Source organism: Sulfitobacter sp. (assembly GCF_039977885.1).
Lineage (GTDB): Bacteria > Pseudomonadota > Alphaproteobacteria > Rhodobacterales > Rhodobacteraceae > Sulfitobacter.
On sequence record NZ_JBDWCI010000003.1, the window covers coordinates 84,838 to 103,693 of the forward strand.

At 57.7% G+C, this 18,856-nt stretch carries 15 protein-coding genes; 12 read left to right on the forward strand and 3 right to left on the reverse strand.

Translation table 11 applies throughout. The features are described 5' to 3' along the window. Positions 1-36: 36 nt before the first annotated feature. Both ABJM03_RS00975 and ABJM03_RS00980 read right to left on the reverse strand, forming a co-directional pair. The gene (locus ABJM03_RS00975) at positions 37-1,098 is read right to left on the reverse strand and encodes an extracellular solute-binding protein (RefSeq protein ID WP_348414976.1); all 1,062 of its coding nucleotides are present in this window, start codon (positions 1,096-1,098) and stop codon (positions 37-39) included. Positions 1,099-1,223: 125 nt separating this feature from the next. Beyond that, positions 1,224-1,982 (reverse strand): GntR family transcriptional regulator, encoded by a 759-nt coding sequence (locus ABJM03_RS00980; protein ID WP_348414977.1) that lies wholly within the window; start codon positions 1,980-1,982, stop codon positions 1,224-1,226. A gap of 52 nt (positions 1,983-2,034) precedes the next feature. Here ABJM03_RS00980 and ABJM03_RS00985 point away from each other — a divergent pair, with 52 nt between their 5' ends. The 11 genes from ABJM03_RS00985 (at position 2,035) to ABJM03_RS01035 (ending at position 15,286) form a co-directional block, all read left to right on the forward strand. Beyond that, entirely contained in the window at positions 2,035-3,288 is a 1,254-nt protein-coding gene (locus tag ABJM03_RS00985; protein WP_348414978.1) for a M20 family metallopeptidase, read from the forward strand. A 58-nt stretch (positions 3,289-3,346) separates the two neighbouring features. Beyond that, positions 3,347-4,903, forward strand: coding sequence for an ABC transporter substrate-binding protein (locus ABJM03_RS00990; RefSeq protein WP_348414979.1), 1,557 nt, complete (start codon positions 3,347-3,349; stop codon positions 4,901-4,903). A 66-nt stretch (positions 4,904-4,969) separates the two neighbouring features. Next, positions 4,970-5,920 (forward strand): ABC transporter permease, encoded by a 951-nt coding sequence (locus tag ABJM03_RS00995; protein ID WP_348414980.1) that lies wholly within the window; start codon positions 4,970-4,972, stop codon positions 5,918-5,920. After that, positions 5,917-6,750: an ABC transporter permease gene (locus tag ABJM03_RS01000; protein ID WP_348414981.1), complete on the forward strand. Its 834-nt coding sequence runs from the start codon at positions 5,917-5,919 to the stop codon at positions 6,748-6,750. The genes ABJM03_RS00995 and ABJM03_RS01000 overlap by 4 nt, the downstream gene beginning before the upstream one ends. 10 nt (positions 6,751-6,760) lie before the next feature. Next, positions 6,761-8,815, forward strand: a complete 2,055-nt coding sequence (locus tag ABJM03_RS01005; protein WP_348414983.1) for an ABC transporter ATP-binding protein — start codon at positions 6,761-6,763, stop codon at positions 8,813-8,815. Then, entirely contained in the window at positions 8,812-10,035 is a 1,224-nt protein-coding gene (locus ABJM03_RS01010; RefSeq protein WP_348414984.1) for a M20/M25/M40 family metallo-hydrolase, read from the forward strand. The genes ABJM03_RS01005 and ABJM03_RS01010 overlap by 4 nt, the downstream gene beginning before the upstream one ends. A gap of 2 nt (positions 10,036-10,037) precedes the next feature. Further along, positions 10,038-11,201, forward strand: a complete 1,164-nt coding sequence (locus tag ABJM03_RS01015; protein ID WP_348414985.1) for a Xaa-Pro peptidase family protein — start codon at positions 10,038-10,040, stop codon at positions 11,199-11,201. Beyond that, positions 11,198-11,977 carry a nitroreductase family protein gene (locus ABJM03_RS01020; protein ID WP_348414986.1) on the forward strand — a complete coding sequence of 260 codons (780 nt, stop codon included), beginning with the start codon at positions 11,198-11,200 and terminating at the stop codon, positions 11,975-11,977. Before ABJM03_RS01015 ends, ABJM03_RS01020 begins: the two co-directional genes overlap by 4 nt. 378 nt (positions 11,978-12,355) lie before the next feature. Then, positions 12,356-13,219 (forward strand): glutathione-dependent disulfide-bond oxidoreductase, encoded by an 864-nt coding sequence (gene yghU, locus ABJM03_RS01025; RefSeq protein WP_348414987.1) that lies wholly within the window; start codon positions 12,356-12,358, stop codon positions 13,217-13,219. Between the two features lie 37 nt (positions 13,220-13,256). Further along, positions 13,257-13,925: a glutathione S-transferase family protein gene (locus tag ABJM03_RS01030; protein ID WP_348414989.1), complete on the forward strand. Its 669-nt coding sequence runs from the start codon at positions 13,257-13,259 to the stop codon at positions 13,923-13,925. Between the two features lie 128 nt (positions 13,926-14,053). Further along, positions 14,054-15,286 carry a YbfB/YjiJ family MFS transporter gene (locus ABJM03_RS01035; protein ID WP_348414991.1) on the forward strand — a complete coding sequence of 411 codons (1,233 nt, stop codon included), beginning with the start codon at positions 14,054-14,056 and terminating at the stop codon, positions 15,284-15,286. A 34-nt stretch (positions 15,287-15,320) separates the two neighbouring features. On the opposite strand, the gene ABJM03_RS01040 is transcribed toward ABJM03_RS01035, so the two are convergent. After that, the gene (locus ABJM03_RS01040; protein ID WP_348414992.1) at positions 15,321-16,235 is read right to left on the reverse strand and encodes a hydrogen peroxide-inducible genes activator; all 915 of its coding nucleotides are present in this window, start codon (positions 16,233-16,235) and stop codon (positions 15,321-15,323) included. A gap of 191 nt (positions 16,236-16,426) precedes the next feature. Here ABJM03_RS01040 and katG point away from each other — a divergent pair, with 191 nt between their 5' ends. Continuing rightward, the gene (gene katG / locus ABJM03_RS01045) at positions 16,427-18,598 is read left to right on the forward strand and encodes a catalase/peroxidase HPI (protein ID WP_348414994.1); all 2,172 of its coding nucleotides are present in this window, start codon (positions 16,427-16,429) and stop codon (positions 18,596-18,598) included. Positions 18,599-18,856 lie beyond the last annotated feature (258 nt).

Here is an 18,856-nt window from a genome sequence, read left to right on the forward strand (position 1 = left end):
ATGTGCGCCCCTCTTTTCTTTATTTATTTCAGTAGTTTATTTGGCTGCGTTGATGCGGTCCAGCGTTGCGCCTTCGAGGGTTTCAAGGCCCGCTGGCACTGGTGGATACCAATTGATGTCTTCAATCGCCGCTTGGTCAAAGCTGGCCTGATAGCGCGCTTTGAGGTCTGCGCTGACCCCTGTGTCGCCGTCCACAGCCGCGGTAAAGTTACCGGCGGTGTTGGTGATCATCGAAGCAATGTCGGGGCGCATCACAAAATTGATCCAGTCATAGGCGGCATCATCCGCACGGCCACGTGAGGGCAGAACGAATGTGTCGATCCAACCCAAAGCACCCGCTTCGGGGGCGACAAAGGTAATATCGGCGTTATCGGCATTCAGCTGCCAGCCACCGGTATCCCATGCCATTGCGGCCACAACTTCGCCCGAACGCAACAGGTTCTGGACCTCGTCGCCGCCATCCCAATAGGTCTTTACGTTGGGCTTGCACTCGGTCAGCTTTGCTTCGACTTGGGCAAGGATATCGGCGTAAGCATCCGCATCGCCGTAGGCCGCGAAGGGATCAAGGCCCATGGAAAAGGCAAAACCGATCAGCGTTGGGCGTTTGAGGCGGTAGGACACTTTGCCTGCAACCGAGGCGTCACACAGATCGACATAATCGGTGACTTGCGGCGCGTCGGCGGTGTTTACGATCAGGCCGCTGGTGCCCCAGACATGCGGCAGGCCGTAAACCTCGCCGTCAAAGGTTGAATTGCTGGCGGTGGCATCCAGCATGGAGGGGATGAACTGTGCCGCGTCGATGCGTGACATGTCGATGGGTTTGTAGATCCCGAACTCTTCTTGCGCGCTGGCGATCCGGTCCTGGCTGGGTTGTGCCAGATCAAAGCCGCCGCCATTGGTGGCGCGCAGTTTCGCAATCATTTCCTCGTTGTTGGATGTGGTTACTTCGACGCTGTGGCCCGTTTCCTTTTCAAAGGCGGCAATTACGTCTTCGGGGGCGTAGCCACCCCATGTCAAAAGGCGCAGGGTTTCGGCAGATACTGCAGTGCTCGACAGGGCTGCAATCAGTGCGGAAGTAGCGACAAGTTTAATCTTCATGATAAAATCCTGATTCTAGGTGGAAATCTGACGCCAGTAAGGCAGTCACATTTCCGTTTGTCTATAGGTGCGGGTTGTGAAGCTTTTGCGACATGCGGGGGAGCGAGCTGCACTATGCGCTGTAACTAGCGAATTTCATTTACATAGCAATGCGATCCGGTCACGGCAGTGTGCCGCATGATCAGTAAGGGCTGATTGCGTGAATCATAGGCGGTCTCAGAAATATCAAGCATTGCGTGTGGTTCTGATGGTTCGAGCTCTAGCAGGGCGCAATCTTCGGCCGTGGCCAGCCGCGCGGTGATCCGTTCGCGCACGGCAGACAATTGCAGCCCATGCTGGTCAAGCAGCCACTTGTAAATCATCGGTGGTGCGACCTGAGCATCGGTCGGAAAATCGGGGGCAAGTTTTAATGGTAGAACGCAGCGGTCCAGCATCACAGGCCGCCCTTGCGAAATTCGCAGCCTTTTGATGCGGATAACGATGTCTGTCTCGCTCAGGCGCAGCTCCTCGGCTTCTTCGGAAGTGGGAGGGGCGTGTTCAACCTTGAGAACGCGCGCTTCGGTATTAATGAGCCGTCCGTCCAATGTGTGCAGCCGGTAGAAACGGTAGAACCGCGAAATCGTGTGATGCGGTGTGCGGCCGGTTACAATCGTACCTGTCCTGCGCCGCCGCATGATCACGCCCTGCTGGGTGAGGTCGTCCATCGCGCGGCGAATCGTGCCGTAGGACACGCCGAAATCTGCGGCCAGTTCGACCTCGGGCGGCACCGAAAACCCCTCGGGCCAGTCTCCGACAATGATATTTTGCAGAATTTTGTCTTTAATCTGCTCATGAAGTGGCCTCGATTTTTGCTCACCTATCATTTCTATAGAGTTTTGTGACATTAGGGCGTCCTCGGGCTTGCCGCGTGATGGGTTTTCTGAATTCTATATAGATATGACAGATAAACCTAGATGTGAAATTCAAAGCGACCGGATGGCCGAAATGCTGGCAAAGCTTATTGCCTGCGACACGTCTTTTCCGCCCGGATCGAATTATCAGGCCTTCTCGGACCTGTTGGAGCTGCTTTTTGCGCCACTTGGCGGGAAGGTTCAGCGGGTAGAGGTGCCAGCCGCGCTTTGGCAGGCACCGGGGGTCGAGGGTCGGCGGGTCAATCTTATTGTGCGTCCGGATATGGGGCCTGCGGACGCCCCTGAGGCCTTGATCTATTTTCACACTGATACGGCACCGGTCGGGGATGGCTGGACACGGCCCGCGCTGGCGCTGTCGGTTGAGGGGGAGCGTTTGTTCGGGCGCGGTGCGGCGGATATGAAGGGCACGATTGTGTCGGTCTTTGATGCGTTGATGCGCCTGCGGGATGAGGGGAGGTCGCTTGCGTTTCGTCCGGTGCTTGCGTTCTGTACAGATGAGGAGGGCGGAATTTATCCCGGTATCCGCTATCTGGCCGAGACCATCAAACTGCCTGATATTTTGTTGAACCTGAACGGCTCGGCCGAGCCCCGCATCTGGGCGGGGTGTTTGGGCTCACTGGATCTGGTGCTGAACCTGCAGGGGCGCACGGCACATTCTGGAACGCCGGAAAAAGGGATAAACGCAGTTGCCGCCGCGACGGATGCGTTGGTCGCGCTTGGTGCGTTCGGCCAAACACTCAGGGCGCGGCACACGCAAATGCCGCCACCGCCTTGGGCTGACGGGCCGCTATGCGCGCAGCTGTCGGTGACGGCCATTCACGGCGGGGACAAGGGCTCTGCTATTCCCGGGGCATGTCAGGTGACCCTGAATCGCCGTTACCTGCCCGAAGAAAACGCCGCCGATGTTACGGCAGAGATCAAAGAACTGCTTGAGGCCGCGCTAAAAGACAGCGAGCTGTTGGGGTGGGACCTTACCGAAGTGGGGCACCTGCCACCGGTGAGCGACCCTGACGGCCCCGCTACAGATCGCTGGACACAGGCGCGCGCAGCTGCATTCGATGTGCCGTTGCATGATTTCACCCGCTACGGCTCTGGCACGTCCTCGGATTTCGGTTGGGTGCAACGGGCGGGCATCCAACACATGCTGCTGGGCGGTCTGTCACGGCCTGACCGTAATGTGCATGCCGCGGATGAATTCACCACCTTTGACGACCTGATTGATCTGTCCAAGGCCATCGAGAACTTCTTTGACGCGCAATTCGAACTCAAGACCCCTTAAGGACCGGAGAGTCCGCTTCCAACCACAATTCTGAATCCCGACAGGAAAGAGAAATATCATGACAAAACATACTCCCAACCGCCGCAGTTTCTTGCAAATAAGTGCCAGCGCGCTGGCTCTTGCTGCGTCTTTGCCTGCACAGCAGGCCTTTGCCGCGACTTCGGGCGGCACGTTGCGGGTGGCATTGAACATCACGCCTTCGGTTCTCAATCCGATGCTGGCCCGTGTGAATTCCGAATATATGCTGGGCGAGCTGCTTTATTCCGGCCTGACGACACTTGCGACAGATATGTCCGCACAACCTGATCTGGCGATCGAATGGGCCTCGAACGAAGACGCATCCGAATGGGTCTTTACCCTGCGCGACAACGCTGTTTTCTCGAATGGTGATCCGGTAACGCCGGATGATGTTGCGGCATCCTTTGCCAAATTGCTCGATCCCGAAACAGGCGCGCCGGGCCGCCGGAACCTTGGCCCGATTGAAGCGGTGGCCGCGACAGGGCCGCATGAGGTCACGATCACCACCTCAAGCCCCTACGCCGATTTGCCCGTTGCCTTGTCCTATCCGACTGCGAAAATCATTCCGGCAAGCATCGCCAATGGTGACTTTGAAAGCCTTGCCACCACGCCTGTCGGATCGGGGCCGTTTTTGTTAAAAGAATACCTGCCGGACCAAAAGGCGGTTGTGGTGAGGAACCCCGATTATTTCCTGCCGGATCAGCCCTATCTGGATCAGATCGACATCCTGACCTTCCCTGATGCGGCTGGTGCAGTCGCGGCTGTACTGGCCGGTGAGGTCGAATTGGTGTTGGAGGTCCAGCCAACGGATTATGCCCGCATCGAAGCCGCCAAAGGCGTGACCGGTTTACGCACAAAATCCGGTCGCTTTCTTGATATCGTGATGGACAATGCGCAGCCACCCTTCAACGACAAACGCGTGCGCGAGGCATTGTCGCTGTCACTGGACCGCGAGGCAATTGTTGAGCTGGTGGCCGAAGGCTATGGCACGCCGGGCAATGATTCACCGGTCAGCCCGTCGTATCAGTATTATGTGGATGCACCGCTGAAACAATACGACCCCGTACGGGCAAAGCAGCTGCTGACCGAGGCCGGCTATCCGGATGGCCTGTCCATTGAGTTGGTCGCCTCGGTCAAGCCGGGCTACCGCGCCTCATTGGCCGTTGTTGTGCGCGAGATGGCAAAAGCTTCGGGCTTCAACATCGAGGTGCAGACGCTCGATCATTCCACCTATCTGGATCAGGTCTGGAAGAAGGGCAAATTCTACATCGGTTATTACAACATGCAGCCAACAGAGGGCACGATCTTTAACCTGCTGTTCACCTCCGAGGCGTCCTGGAACGAGACCAAGTGGAACAATGCAGATTTTGACGCCTTTGTCAGCCAAGCGGACCGCACCACAGATGCGACCCAGCGTGCCGATCTATACGGCAAGGCGCAGGCGCTGATGCGTGAAGACGTGCCTGCGATTGTGCCTGCGTTCTTTGACCTTCTGGGCGCGCAGGCCGATTACGTCCAAGGCTATGAGCAGCACCCGCGCGGCGCCAATTTCGCCCTGCGCAAAGTGTCCTTGGCCGCGGATGCGCCGACGCGCTGATCCGACGCCCGAGTCTGTGGCCAACAAAGGCCGCAGACATTTTGTTGTTCACCAAAGGAGTCGCAGATGTCGGCCAGCTTCCTTTTGAAACGCCTGTTCTATCTGGTGTTGACTGCCTTTCTTGTCACGCTCATCATTTTTGGCGTGACCCAGGTTTTGCCGGCCAATGCGGCGACGATGATCCTTGGGGAATATGCCACAGACGAAGCTTTGGCGGCTGTCAATGCGCGGTTGGGGTTGGACCAGTCTGCGTTGGTGCAATATTGGTCATGGCTCTCCGGGGTGCTTCATGGGGATTTCGGCACCTCCATGCGCACGGGGCAACCGGTCGGCCCGACGATCCTTGCCGCACTTGGCCGGTCTTCCATTCTTGCGGTACTGTCTTTGGTGCTGGTGAGCCTGCTGGCAATCCCTTTGGGGGTTCTGGCGGCCGCACGGCGGGGCAAAGCGGCCGATCTGGGGATATCACTGGTCAGCTATATCGGTGTGTCGCTGCCCGAATTTGTGCTGGCGACTTTGCTACTGGTCTGGCTTGCGGGGCCATCTGTCGGATTGTTTCCCGCGTCGGGCTATACGTCATTCGCTGAAAACCCGCTGGACGCGCTGCACCATATTGCACTGCCGGTGATTACCCTCACCATCGTACTGACCGCCCATATCAGTCGCATGGTCCGTTCTGAAATGGTCGATACGTTGGGCAGTGATTTTGTCCGTGCCGCCCGCCTGCGCGGTATCCCGCGCCGTCAGGTTCTGTTTCGCCATGCGCTGCGCAATTCTCTTTTGCCTGCCATCACGGTCATCGCCCTTGATATCGGGTATCTGATTGGCGGGGTGATCGTGGTCGAGGAAGTCTTTTCTTTTCCGGGGATCGGTCGCCAGCTCATTCTCGCGATCCAGAACCGTGACCTGCCGATGTTGCAGGCGGGCGCGCTGATCATGGCGCTGACCTATGCCTTTGCGAACCTGTTCGCAGACCTTGTCTATGGCATGCTTGATAAAAGGATCCAGTACCAATGAAGGGTTTCATATCTTTGCTCAAAGCGCTGCTGCGGACGCCGCACGGGGTGTTGGGGCTGGTGGGGGTTTGCCTGCTGATGGTCATCGCGGTATTTGGACCCTCGGTCGCGCCGCAAGACCCCGAAAGCTTTAACTATGGCGCGCGTTTTGCCTCTCCGTCGGCTGCACATCTGTTGGGGACGGACTGGTACGGGCGGGATTTGTTCAGCCGCGTTCTGGCGGGAGCGCAATCAACCATATTGTTGGCGATTCTGGCCACGGTGATCGGAACAGTCTCGGGGACGTTGGTGGGCATTGTGTCGGGTTATATCGGCGGGCGCACAGATGAGATCACGATGCGGATCATTGACGCGCTGATGGCCATTCCGGGGTTGTTGTTCGCGCTGATGATTATCGCGGTTCTGGGCTCGTCCTCGTTGAATGCTGTGATGGCCATCGGCATTGCCTTTGCGCCGGGCATGGCGCGCATCGCGCGCTCGGTTACCTTGCAAGTGCGTAGCACCGATTATGTCGCCGCGGCGCGTTCGCGCGGAGAAGGGGGGGCATGGATTGTGCTGGCCGAAATCCTGCCCAATGTCATTGCCCCCGTGATTGTCGAGGCAACGATACGTGTTGCTTTTGCGATTATGACTCTGGCCACGCTGTCGTTTCTGGGGCTGGGCGCGCAGCCGCCTGCGCCTGAATGGGGACTGATGATTGCCGAAGCGCGGGATCACCTGTTCCGTAGCCCTTGGCCGGTGATCGTTCCGGGCGGTGCCATCGCATTGGTTGCGATTTCTTTCAATCTTTTGGGTGACGGGCTGCGCGATGCTCTGAACCCGTGCGCGTGAGGTAAAGACAATGACAACAGCATTACGTCTGACCGACTACGCCTTAAGCTATACCAGCGTTGCGGGTGATGTGCGCATCCTTGACCGGATCAACCTATCCATTGCCCGCGGCGAGGTCTTGGGCCTTGTGGGAGAAAGCGGTTCGGCGAAATCATCCTTGGCCAATGCGATCATGCGCGATCTACCCGGCGTGGTCGCCCGCGAGACCGGCAAGATCGAGCTGGCGCAGGACGATCTGACGGCCATGACGCAAAACCAGCTGGACCAAGTGCGCGGACGGCGCATTGCAATGGTGTTCCAGAATGCGGCAACGGCGCTCAACCCTGTGCAGACTTTGGGAGATCACCTGCTGGAGACGCTGGCAGTCCAGGAGCCCGGGCTGGATGCCGGTTCACGCCAAAAGCGCGCGATCGAGCTGATGGCGCTTGTCGGTTTGCCCGATCCCCAAGGCATGATGTCGCGCTATCCACATCAGGTGTCGGGCGGCGAGAAACAGCGCGTTGTTCTGGCGCTGGCCTTTGCTGCTGACCCGGAACTTATCCTGTTTGACGAGCCGACCTCGGCCTTGGATGCCACCACGGCTGCGACCTTGCTGGATCTGTTTCGCGATCTGCAAGCGAGCACCGGAGTGGCGGCATTGTTCATCAGCCATGATTTAGGGACGGTGGCAGGGATCGCGGACCGTGTCGCGGTGATCTACGGTGGCCGCATCGTTGAAGAGGCCCCCGCAGATGTGCTGTTTGCAAATCCGCGCCATCCCTATACCCGATCCTTGGTTGCAAGCCTGCCGCGGCCTTCCGATAGCCGCACAAACCGTAGCCTGAACACAACCGCTGCCAAACCCGCACCGCGCCTGACAGCACCGCCAAAATGTATATTTGCGCAAAGCTGTAGCGCTTTCAAAGCAGGTGTATGTGACAGCGAAGTTGTCGATCTCAAACTGCAAGGCGACCGTTTGCTGGCTTGCGCGCGGGGCGGGTTCGAGGGCGCAGATATATCGCTCCAGCGCGCGCCGGTTCGACCGGTGGCACAGGACGCACCGATTTTGACGCTCAAAGGGCTTAAGGTCAGCTATGGACGGGATAAGTTGCTTCACCGTGTTCTGGGGCGTGAGACGGAAAAGGTGCAGGCGGTTCTGGGTGCGGATCTGACTTTGCACCGTGGTGAGACGCTTGCGCTGGTGGGGGAGTCGGGTTGTGGTAAATCCACGCTGGCGCGTGCCTTGGCCGGTTTGGTGCCTTTTCAGGGGCAGCTGGCGTTGGACGGTGAGGTGATCACCAAGCTCGACACCGCTTACCGCTCCCGGGTTCAGATGATTTTCCAAAACCCCGATAGCTCGCTCAATCCGCGCCATACGATTGAAACAATCCTGTCGCGCCCGCTAAGCCTGTACCGCAATGACGTAAGCAAGGGCGCGCGCCCCGCTGAGGTGGCTGCTATTCTCGAGCGGGTCAGCCTGCCGGCAAGCTACGCCACCCGCTATCCGCATGAGCTTTCGGGCGGCGAAAAGCAGCGCGTGGCAATCGCCCGCGCCATCGCAGCGCGCCCCGAAGTCATCATCTGTGACGAGGTCACATCGGGCCTTGATGCGGCCGTTCAGGCCTCGATCGTGGCACTGCTGCGCGATATTCAGGCCGAAAGCGGCACGGCGCTTATATTTATCACCCATGACTTGGCTATCTTGCGCCATATCGCCCATAAAATTGCGGTGATGTATCTGGGCGAAATCGCCGAGCAGCGCCCGATGGCGGGTATCGACCAGGGCCCGTACCATCCCTATACCGAAGCGCTTTTGTCCTCTTCGCCGTCACTGGATCCCTATAGCGCGACCCGCCGCGTGCGCCTGACAGGCGCATTGCCGAACCGGACCAAACGGTTGCAGGGCTGCCCCTTCGAGAGCAGATGCCCCCACCGTCTGGGTGATGTCTGCAGGACGCTCGCCCCTCCGGTAAGCGCGGCAGGAGACCACACAATCCTGTGCCATATCGACCCTGACGGGCTGCGCAAATTGCCGCCTGTCTGGACATTTAACACTGCCGACCTTGAAACGGAGCATACCGCATGACCCCCGAAGACATCCTTTCCCATGTTGACGACAAAGCGTGTCTGCAACGTCTGGCCGACCTGGTGCAGCACAAAAGCTATTCGGAAACCGAAGGCGAGCGTAGCTTGGCTGTTAAAGTGTTCGAGACACTGAAAACTCTGGGTCTGGAAGCCGAGCTGCAAACCGTCGAGGGCCAGCGCGTCAATGCCATTGGCCGGCTTCGTGCATCGGGTTCGGGGGGCAAAAGCCTGTTGTTCAACGGCCACCTTGATACGAACCCCGCGACCTCGGGCTGGACCGTCGACCCATGGGAGGCGTTCATGGATGATGAATTCATCTATGGTATCGGCGTGTCGAACATGAAGGCAGGCGATGCGGCCTATCTTTGCGCGGTCGAGACATTGCTCAAGGCGGGGGCGAAACTGCGCGGTGATGTGATCCTCAGCTTTGTTGTGGGCGAGCTGCAAGGCGGGATCGGCACCGTCCGTATGATCGAGCAGGGTGTGCGCGCGGATTACTTTATCAACTCCGAGCCGACGGACCTTCAGGCGTTGACCCTTCATGCGGGCGCGTTTTCATTCGAGATCAATCTGCAAGGCGACACGCGCCATGTCTCCAAACGCCATGAGGCCTGCGATGCGCTCGCTGCGGCGGCGGCATTGGTGCCGCGGATCAACAATATCACCTTTTCCGGCGTGAAAGGGGCCGAGCATAAATCAATCAACCGCGGCCATGTGGGTGTGATGCGCGCGGGCCTCGGGCCAGAGTTCCATGAATGGCGCCCGCCCCAAGTAGCCGATACCGCCAAAATTCTTGGCACCTGCCGTTATGCACCCAGCCAGACAATTGACAGTGTTATGGCCGATCTCACGCTGTTGCTGGATGCATTGGTGCTGGAATTTCCGGGGTTGAAATACAATGTCGGCTCGCATGATCTGCGCAAGAACAAGCCACAGATGCCGCCCTTTGAGGTGTCAAAAGACAGTCCCATCGTCAAAAGTCTGAACCGCGCCCATGAACAGGTGCGCGGTGAGGCACAGCCCACCGGAGCGATCCAACCGCCCAGCTTTTTCGGCACGGATGCGGCGCATCTGGCAGCGGCCGGCATGGAGGGCATCGTCTGTGGACCGGGCGGCGAGTTTAACACCATGCCGGACGAACGTGTGCGCAAGCGCCAATTCCTTGACTGTGTGCGGATGTATATTCTTGCGATTTGTGACATTTGCGGGCTGGAGGCGTAGCAATGGCACCCGAACCCTACAGGCGCAGATTGGCTTTGCTGAGGCAAGCCATGCACGAGGCGGATGTGGGGGCATATCTGTGTGACCATGCCGAGATGCTGCAATGGCTCACGGGGTATACGGTTTCGGATACGTTCTATCGCGGGTGCGTTGTCCCGCTTGAAGGGGAGCCGGTTTGGGTCTTGCGTCGTATCGACGAGTTGCCGTGCAAGGCGGCCACATGGCTGAGCGATATCCGACCCTATGCGGATGAAGCAAACGCTTATGATCACATGGCCTGTGCGCTTAAAGAGATCGGTGCCACAAGGGTCGGTGCCGACTTCAATAGCTACGGTTTCACCGTCCACGCATGGCACAGTCTGTCCAGACGTCTGCCGGATGTGGAGTTCGTGGATATCGCGGGCAGTGCAAATCTGCTGCGTGCGGTAAAGGACGAGACCGAGCTGGGCAAGCTGGCTCAGGCATGCCGCATCGCGGATGGGGCGATGGCGGCGGTTGCGAAGGGAATTGGCGTGGGGATGCGCCCACGGGATGCCTCTGCGATTGCGTCAAATCACTATCTGACCAATGGCAGCGATGACTATTGGGTCGGGCCTGTTTCGATCTCGCGTCGTGCAGCGCAAGGGGGCCACGATATGGGCTTCCTGCATACCATGCTGCGCGAGGACAGGCTTGCTGACGGAGATATACTGCATGTGGAGCTTGTCCCGCGCGTCGGCGGCTATTCCGCGCGGATTATGCGCTCGATCAGTGTGGGGACACCTGATCCGCAAATGATCACGGTCATGGCGCGGTTATGTGCGTTGCAGGATGCGCAATTCGCAGCGATGCGGCCAGAGGCCGTGGCGCGCGATGTGGACGCAATCCTGCGCGCGCCGTTGTTAGAGGAAGGCCTGCGGTCGGATTTCTCCAATATCACCGGCTATCAGCTTGGACTTTATGCAAAAACGCCCCGATCTTCGGACACGTCCTTGTCGTTTCACCCTGCCGCAGATTGGCGTTTGCACGAAGGGCAGGTCTTTCACATGTATGCCACCGCGCAGGGTCTTGCACTGTCCGAAACCGTGGTTGTCACGCCAGAGGGGGCAAGGCGCATGACTGCCACGCCACGCCGCATTCTGATCGCTGCGCAGGATTATAGGAATGAAACAGGAGATATGGCGTGACGGATGACGGCAAGCCACAGGATGCAGCACCGGTTCCTGTATCCGCTTTGATGCAACAGCTTGAGGGGCGCGGGACCGTTCGGGATTTCAAACCGGACCCCGTGCCACAGGCGTGGTGCGATGCGATCGTGGCGCATGGGATGCGCGCGCCGACCTCGTCCAACAGGCAGGAGTACAGCATCATTCAGGTCGATGATCCTCAAGTCCGGCAGCGCCTGTCAGATCTGTCGAGCAATCAGCAGCATATCGTCGAATGCCCAGTGTTTTTTGTCATTTGCGCAGATCAGAACCGGATGGTGAATGCACTTGGCCTGCATGGGGCCGAATATCCTGCCTTCGGGCTGGAAGGGGGGCTGGTTTCGACAATTGATGCGGCATTTGTCGGGCTCACGATGTCCTATGTGGCGGATTCAATGGGGCTTTCGAATGTGATGATCGGGGCGATGCGCAATAACCCCGTCGAGGTGGCCAAACTGCTGGGGCTGCCACCGCGCTGCTATGCTGTCTTTGGCCTATGCGTGGGTTGGGCTGCGACGCCGCCCCGTGCCAAGCCGCGCCATGCTCCGGATGCGGTGTTTCACCGTGAAACCTATAGTTCTGCCGCTCATGAGGCCGCAGTCATGCGGTATGACGCGGATCTCGCCGCCTATTATCGCGCCCGCGGGACAGAGACGATTGATGCAGCATGGAGCGGGGTGATGAGCCAGAAGTTCGGCACCAGCACACGTACCCAATTGCGCGCCCAGCTGGGCGCGTTGGGCTTTCCGTTTGAGTGATCTGCGGTTTGGCGGGGATATGGGTGTATAGGCACGCGGGTGGACTCAGCCGGCCGGCCTTGGCCGTGCATCTGAAAACCGGTCCGAATTGCCGCCATTTCACGGTCTGGAATTGCGGCAAAATAAAATTAGAACCGCTTGTTATCACAAGTTTGTGAACGTAATGTTTGTTATTGAGTGACTGCTCAAAAATCCGTATGCCTTTCGAAGAGACCCGAAAATACAACCAGGCATCGGCAGGCGCTTGGGGATGAATAATCTGCCCGTGGTGCATTTTTTCGGCCGTGAAAACATGATCTTGCCGTCGAAAGTTCAATCGGGGGCAGGGCAGTGGCAGACGGATTTAGCCACTCGATCCAACTGAAAGGAAAACACGCGATGACCGATTATACCCCTCCCAAGGTCTGGACATGGGATTCTGAAAGCGGCGGCGATTGGGCCAAAATCAACCGCCCTATCGCTGGGGCCACCTTTGATGCGGAGCTGCCTGTGGGCAAGCACCCGATCCAGCTTTATTCGATGGGCACGCCCAACGGCCAAAAGGTGACGATCATGCTCGAAGAGCTGTTGGCCCTAGGCAAAACCGGTGCGGAATATGACGCTCATTTGATCAAGATCGGCGAGGGGGATCAATTCTCCTCGGGTTTTGTTGCGCTGAACCCTAATTCGAAAATCCCCGCCATGCTGGACCGCGACACCGGCCTGCGCGTCTTTGAGAGCGGTTCGATCCTTTTGTATCTGGCCGAGAAATTCGATGCCTTCCTGCCAACAGATCTGGCACAGCGTACCGAAGTCATGAATTGGGTCTTCTGGTTGCAAGGCTCGGCCCCGTATTTGGGGGGCGGTTTTGGCCATTTCTACGCCTATGCGCCGGAAAAGTTCGAATATCCGATCAACCGCTTCACGATGGAGACCAAGCGCCAGATGGATGTGCTGGACCGTGAGCTGGCCGAAAACCGCTATCTCGGCGGTGATACCTATACCATCGCCGATATGCTGACATGGCCATGGTACGGCAATCTGGTGTTGGGCGAAGCTTATGACGCAGGCGAGTTCCTTGATGTGGAAAGCTACACCAACCTGCGCCGCTGGGCCGAAGAAATCCTTGCCCGCCCCGCCGTGCAACGGGGCCGTATCGTGAACCGTACCCGCGGCCCACTGAACGAGCAGCTGCACGAGCGTCATGACGCCTCGGATTTTGACACCAACACCCAAGATAAAATTGCAGGGGCTGCGGAATAGCCTCTGTGTGATACCTCTAACAAGACAGGATACCGTTATGCTGAAATTCTACTACCACCCGACACCCAACCCCTTGAAAATCGCGCTGTTTCTGGCTGAAACCGAACTGCCGTTCGAGCTGGTTCCCGTGGATACCGCGGAAGGTGTACAGCACACGCCCGAATTCCGCGCCATTAACCCCAACGGCAAAGTGCCCGCAATTGACGATGATGGTACGGTGGTTTTCGATAGCACGGCGATCTTGCTGTATCTGTCGGATAAAACCGGCAAATTGGGCGTGGCCCCCGAAGACCGGGCAGCGTTGCTGTCATGGCTGATGTTCATCGGTACAGGTTTGGGCCCGTTTTCAGGTCAGTCTGTGCATTTCAACCTCATGTGCCCCGAAGATCTGCCCTATGCCAAAAACCGCTTCTTGCGTGAGGCAGAGCGCCACTATCAGGTGTTGAACGATCACCTCAAAGGTCGTGAGTTTATTGTGGGCGACAGCTATTCCATCGCGGATGTTTCTGCTTGGGGCTGGGCCATTCGTGGCGACCGTGTGCTTGGCGGTGAGGGGCTGGCACAATTCCCTGAGGTGGATCGCTGGTTCAAGGCGATCAACGCACGCCCCGCAGTGGCCAAAGCGCAAGAAATCGGCAAGGGCGAGACTTTCAAAGCCCCCGGTGACGAGGCGTCCTTGCGGGCCTTGTTCCCTTCCAACTACTAAAACCTGCCCGCCCCTAGGGAGTGACTTAGGGGCGGGATTTCTTTGTTATTGCCGACACTTGCGTTCGGGCAATGCTGTGCTTGGCCTTTGGTCAGGCCTGAGCGATTTCTCAGAAAGTTTATCCCATCATGGCCGGCACCGGCAAAAAACGACAGTTTCATTATGCGTGGACCGTTGCCGTCATCTGCGGGATCGCGGTTCTGTGCGGTCTGGGATTGGGGCGGTTTGCCTTTGGGATGATGTTGCCGTCGATCTCGCGGGATCTGGGTCTGACCTATAGCCAAGGCGGCGTTCTGGGATTTGGCAATCTGACGGGATATCTGGCCTCTGTCCCGCTGGTGCCGTTTATCCTGAGCAAAATTGGCACGCGGGTCACGGTTACGGCAGGTTTGCTGATCATGGCTTTGTCGATGGCGGCGATGGCGCTTACCCATAGTTTTACTTGGTTGACGGGGTTGTATTTTATCACAGGGCTGAGCAGCGGGGCGGTGGTGTTGCCCTCGATGAGCGTGATGGCGAAATGGTTCGCACCCTCCCATCGTGGCCTGTCCTCTGGCATGGTCATGGCAGGGCCCGGTTTCGGGATCATCCTGAGCGGTTATGCGGTGCCCCGTCTGGTGCCGGTAGGAGAGATGTCTGCCTGGCAGGTCGGGTGGCTCGGCTTTGCGGCGATCACTACGGCTGTGGCGGTCATTGCCTTTGCCTTTATCCGCAACACTCCGGCCGACCGTAACCTGCGCCCCTTTGGCCGTGCCGCAACACAGACAGGTGCGGTGTCGCAGGCCCTGAAAGGCGCGGCCAAGCTCAACCTGTTGATCCGGCTCGGGATTGTCTTTGGCATCTACGGAGCGACCTATATGTTATATGTGACATTCATCGTCACCAGCATGGTCGACAGCTACGGTATGGAGGAATCCCAAGCAGGGGCGCTTTGGTCTTGGTTCGGGTTTCTCAGCATTTTCTCGGGCCTGTTGTTTGGTGCGCTATCGGACCGGATCGGCCGACGGGCAGGCATGGCGGTGGCCTTCGGCGTTCTGGGGCTTTCTTTTGCGCTTGTGGGGTTCGAGGTAGGGCGCATGGGGCTTTATCTGTCGGTGGTTTTATTCGGCATTTCCGCGTGGAGCATTCCGGTGATTATGGCGGCCTCAGCCGGAGATTATTTTGGCGCGACGGCTGCTGCGGGCGCTTTGGCGGCTTTGATGCTGATTTTCTCGGCCGGGCAGGCGGTTGGCCCGATCATAGCCGGAGTTCTGGCCGAGATGCTGGGCGATTTTTCTCTTAGCTATATCGGCTCGGCTGCGGCGTCACTTGTTGCGATTGTGATGATTGCAGCCATCCGGCCACCACGGGTGATCGACTAGGCCTGCCTGCCGGCGCAGGCGGGCTTTTGCGTCCTTATGTCTGTGAATTGGTATCCTGCGCATTTTGACAGGTTTCGCGGATAATGCGCGCAATGTCTTTGAGCTGCCTTGCCAGCGGGTTGGTGTTTCGCCACACCATACCGATCGTGCGTGAGGGTCTGGGGGCGGGCAGGCGTACAACGGACACAGGCGCGGATCGTGTTTCAATCGGCACGGCCATTTCCGGAATAAGCGTCACGCCAATCCCCGCGCCGACCATCTGGACCAGCGTGGACAATGAGCTTCCCTCCATCAGATCGCGCGGCAGGACCGATGAGGCGTTACAAAACGAAAGCGCCTGATCGCGAAAACAATGGCCTTCTTCAAGCAGCAACAGGCGCATTTCACGTAACAGATGCGCATTGGGCACCGCTTTGCCCTGATCCTCGACCGAGCGGACAAGGACGAATTCCTCTTCAAACAGCAGTTCTTCATGCAGGGCCGGCTCGGACACGGGCAAGGCCACAATGGCGACGTCAAGGTTACCACCCACCAGCCCCTCGATCAGTTTTTGTGTCACGGCCTCGCGGGGGCGGACATCAAGGCCGGGGAAATCCCGTGTTAAGCATTTGATTAGATGTGGGAGATAGTAAGGCGCGACCGTTGGAATGATTCCAAGTCGAAGATGTCCGAACAATGGTTGGTGTGAGGCGCGTGCAAGATCGCCAAGTTCTTCAACGGCTTGCAGGACCTCGCGCGCGCGGACCAGAAAAGTCTCGCCAAAGCTGGTTATGTGAAAATGCTTTGGCCCCCGTTCAACAAGAGGCATCGCCAGCATGTCTTCAAGTGCTTTGACCTGAACAGAAAGGGCGGGCTGCGATATTCCGCAGTCGTCAGCGGCATTGCCAAAATGACGGTGACGGGCCAGAGATTCGAAATAGCGGAGCTGTTTGATGGTAATATCTATCATAGGCTTTAATTATCAGAATTATTAGAAAATGCAATTTTTACATATCGCTCAACTGATGTATAGATTCGGACATACGAAAGAAAGATCACGATTATATGTTCGGTATCCGGTAGAATTCGGAAAGCGAAAGCCGCATATATCTCGGGAGCAATCTTTCGGGATGCGAAACTGAAACAGCGATTGGAAATACAATGGACGGCAACGGTTCAACGGGCAAATGCCCAGTTATGCATGGCGGGAACACCGTCAATAGCTCAACTTCTAAGTCTTGGTGGCCTAATGCGCTGAATCTGGACATCCTGCACCAGAACGACACAAAAACCGACGCGATGGACGCGGATTTCGACTATGCCGAGCAAGTGAAAAAGCTTGACGTTGACGCGGTCAAAAAAGATCTGCACGCGTTGATGACCGACAGCCAGGACTGGTGGCCTGCTGACTGGGGTCACTATGGTGGCTTCATGATCCGTATGGCATGGCACTCTGCCGGTACATACCGTTTGGCCGATGGTCGCGGTGGCGGCGGCACAGGTACACAGCGCTTCGCGCCTCTGAACTCCTGGCCTGATAACGTAAGCCTCGACAAGGCGCGCCGCCTGTTGTGGCCCATCAAAAAGAAATACGGCAACAAGTTGAGCTGGGCGGACCTTATGATCCTCGCCGGTAACATCGCCTATGAATCCATGGGTCTGAAGACCTTCGGTTTCGCCTTTGGCCGCGCGGATGTCTGGCATCCCGAAACCGACACCTACTGGGGTGCGGAAAAAGAATGGCTTGCGGATAGTGATGCGCGTTATGGCGATCTGGATAACCCTGCAACCATGGAAAACCCGTTGGCTGCTGTTCAGATGGGCCTGATCTACGTGAACCCTGAAGGGGTGAACGGCAAGCCTGATCCAGCGCGTACAGCGTTGCACGTGCGTGAAACATTCGCCCGTATGGCGATGAACGACGAAGAAACAGCTGCTTTGGCAACTGGTGGCCACACTGTTGGTAAATGCCACGGTAACGGCGACGCAGAAACACTTGGTGCGGAGCCGGAAGCGGCTGACATCACCGAGCAGGGCATGGGCTGGGCCAACCCTAAAGGCACAGCAAAAGCCAGCGGCGCAATCAGCAGTGGTCTTGAAGGTGCTTGGACAACCGAGCCTACCAAATGGGACATGGGCTATTTCGAGCTGTTGTTCGGTTATGAGTGGGAGCTCAAGCAGAGCCCTGCAGGCGCCCACCAGTGGGAACCGATCGACATCAAGGAAGAGCATAAGCCCGTTGATGCCTCCGATCCGTCGATCCGTCACAACCCGATCATGACCGACGCCGATATGGCGATGAAAGTTGACCCGATCTACCGTGAAATCTGTGAACGCTTCATGGCGGATCCTGAGTATTTCTCGGAAACTTTCGCTCGTGCATGGTTCAAACTGACACACCGCGACATGGGTCCAAAAGTGCGCTACATCGGCCCCGATGTACCACAAGAAGACCTGATCTGGCAGGATCCGATCCCTGCGGGCAACACATCCTATGATGTTGCAGCCGTAAAAGCGAAAATCGCAGCCTCCGGTCTGAGCCAGACCGAAATGGTTACGACTGCTTGGGACAGTGCACGGACCTACCGTGGCTCGGACATGCGCGGCGGTGCAAACGGTGCACGTATCCGTCTTGCTCCACAAAAAGACTGGGAAGGCAACGAGCCTACACGTCTGGCCAAAGTATTGGGCACGTTGGAAGCCATCGCATCCGAAACAGGTGCAAGCATTGCGGATGTGATCGTGTTGGCGGGTAACGTCGGCGTCGAGCAGGCAGCAAAAGCTGCAGGTTTCTCGATCGAGGTTCCATTTGCTCCGGGCCGTGGTGACGCAACTGACGAGATGACAGATGCGCCTTCCTTTGATCCGCTGGAGCCTGTCGCAGACGGTTTCCGCAACTGGTTGAAGAAAGACTATGCTGTCAGCCCCGAAGAAATGCTGCTTGATCGTGCACAGCTCATGGGCCTCACCGCCAAAGAAATGACTGTTCTGCTGGGCGGTATGCGCGCAATGGGCACCAACTATGGTGGCACCGCGCATGGCGTATTCACGGACCGGGTTGGCGCGCTGACGCCTGACTTCTTCGTGAACCTGACCGACATGGCATATTCTTGGCATCCGGCAAAAGACGGCTCTTATGAGCTGCGCGACCGTAAAACCGGCGCCGTGAAATGGACTGCAACGCGCACCGATCTGGTGTTCGGTTCCAACTCCATTCTGCGCTCTTACGCGGAAGTTTATGCCCAAGACGACAATGCCGAGAAGTTCGCAAATGACTTCGTTGCGGCATGGGTCAAGGTAATGAACGCGGATCGCTTTGATCTGACTGCCTAAAAACTCCGCCCCGCGCCTTGGTTTCTCAAGGCGCGGGGCATTCCCTTTGGCCCGTGGGGCAGCCCTTTGAGGCGTGCAAACCGGCCAGTGCCAGCGATGTTTCAACACAGCTAGCCGTGCAAATCCCCATCATATTTGCCTTCCTCGCTGATTGATAAACCTCAATCCGCTGTGCCATCTACCCCTTCATTCAACTGTCATTTCTAGGCTCATTGCTGCAAAGCAATGCCGTGCCTTGCAGGCTGCTTGCTGGCTGTG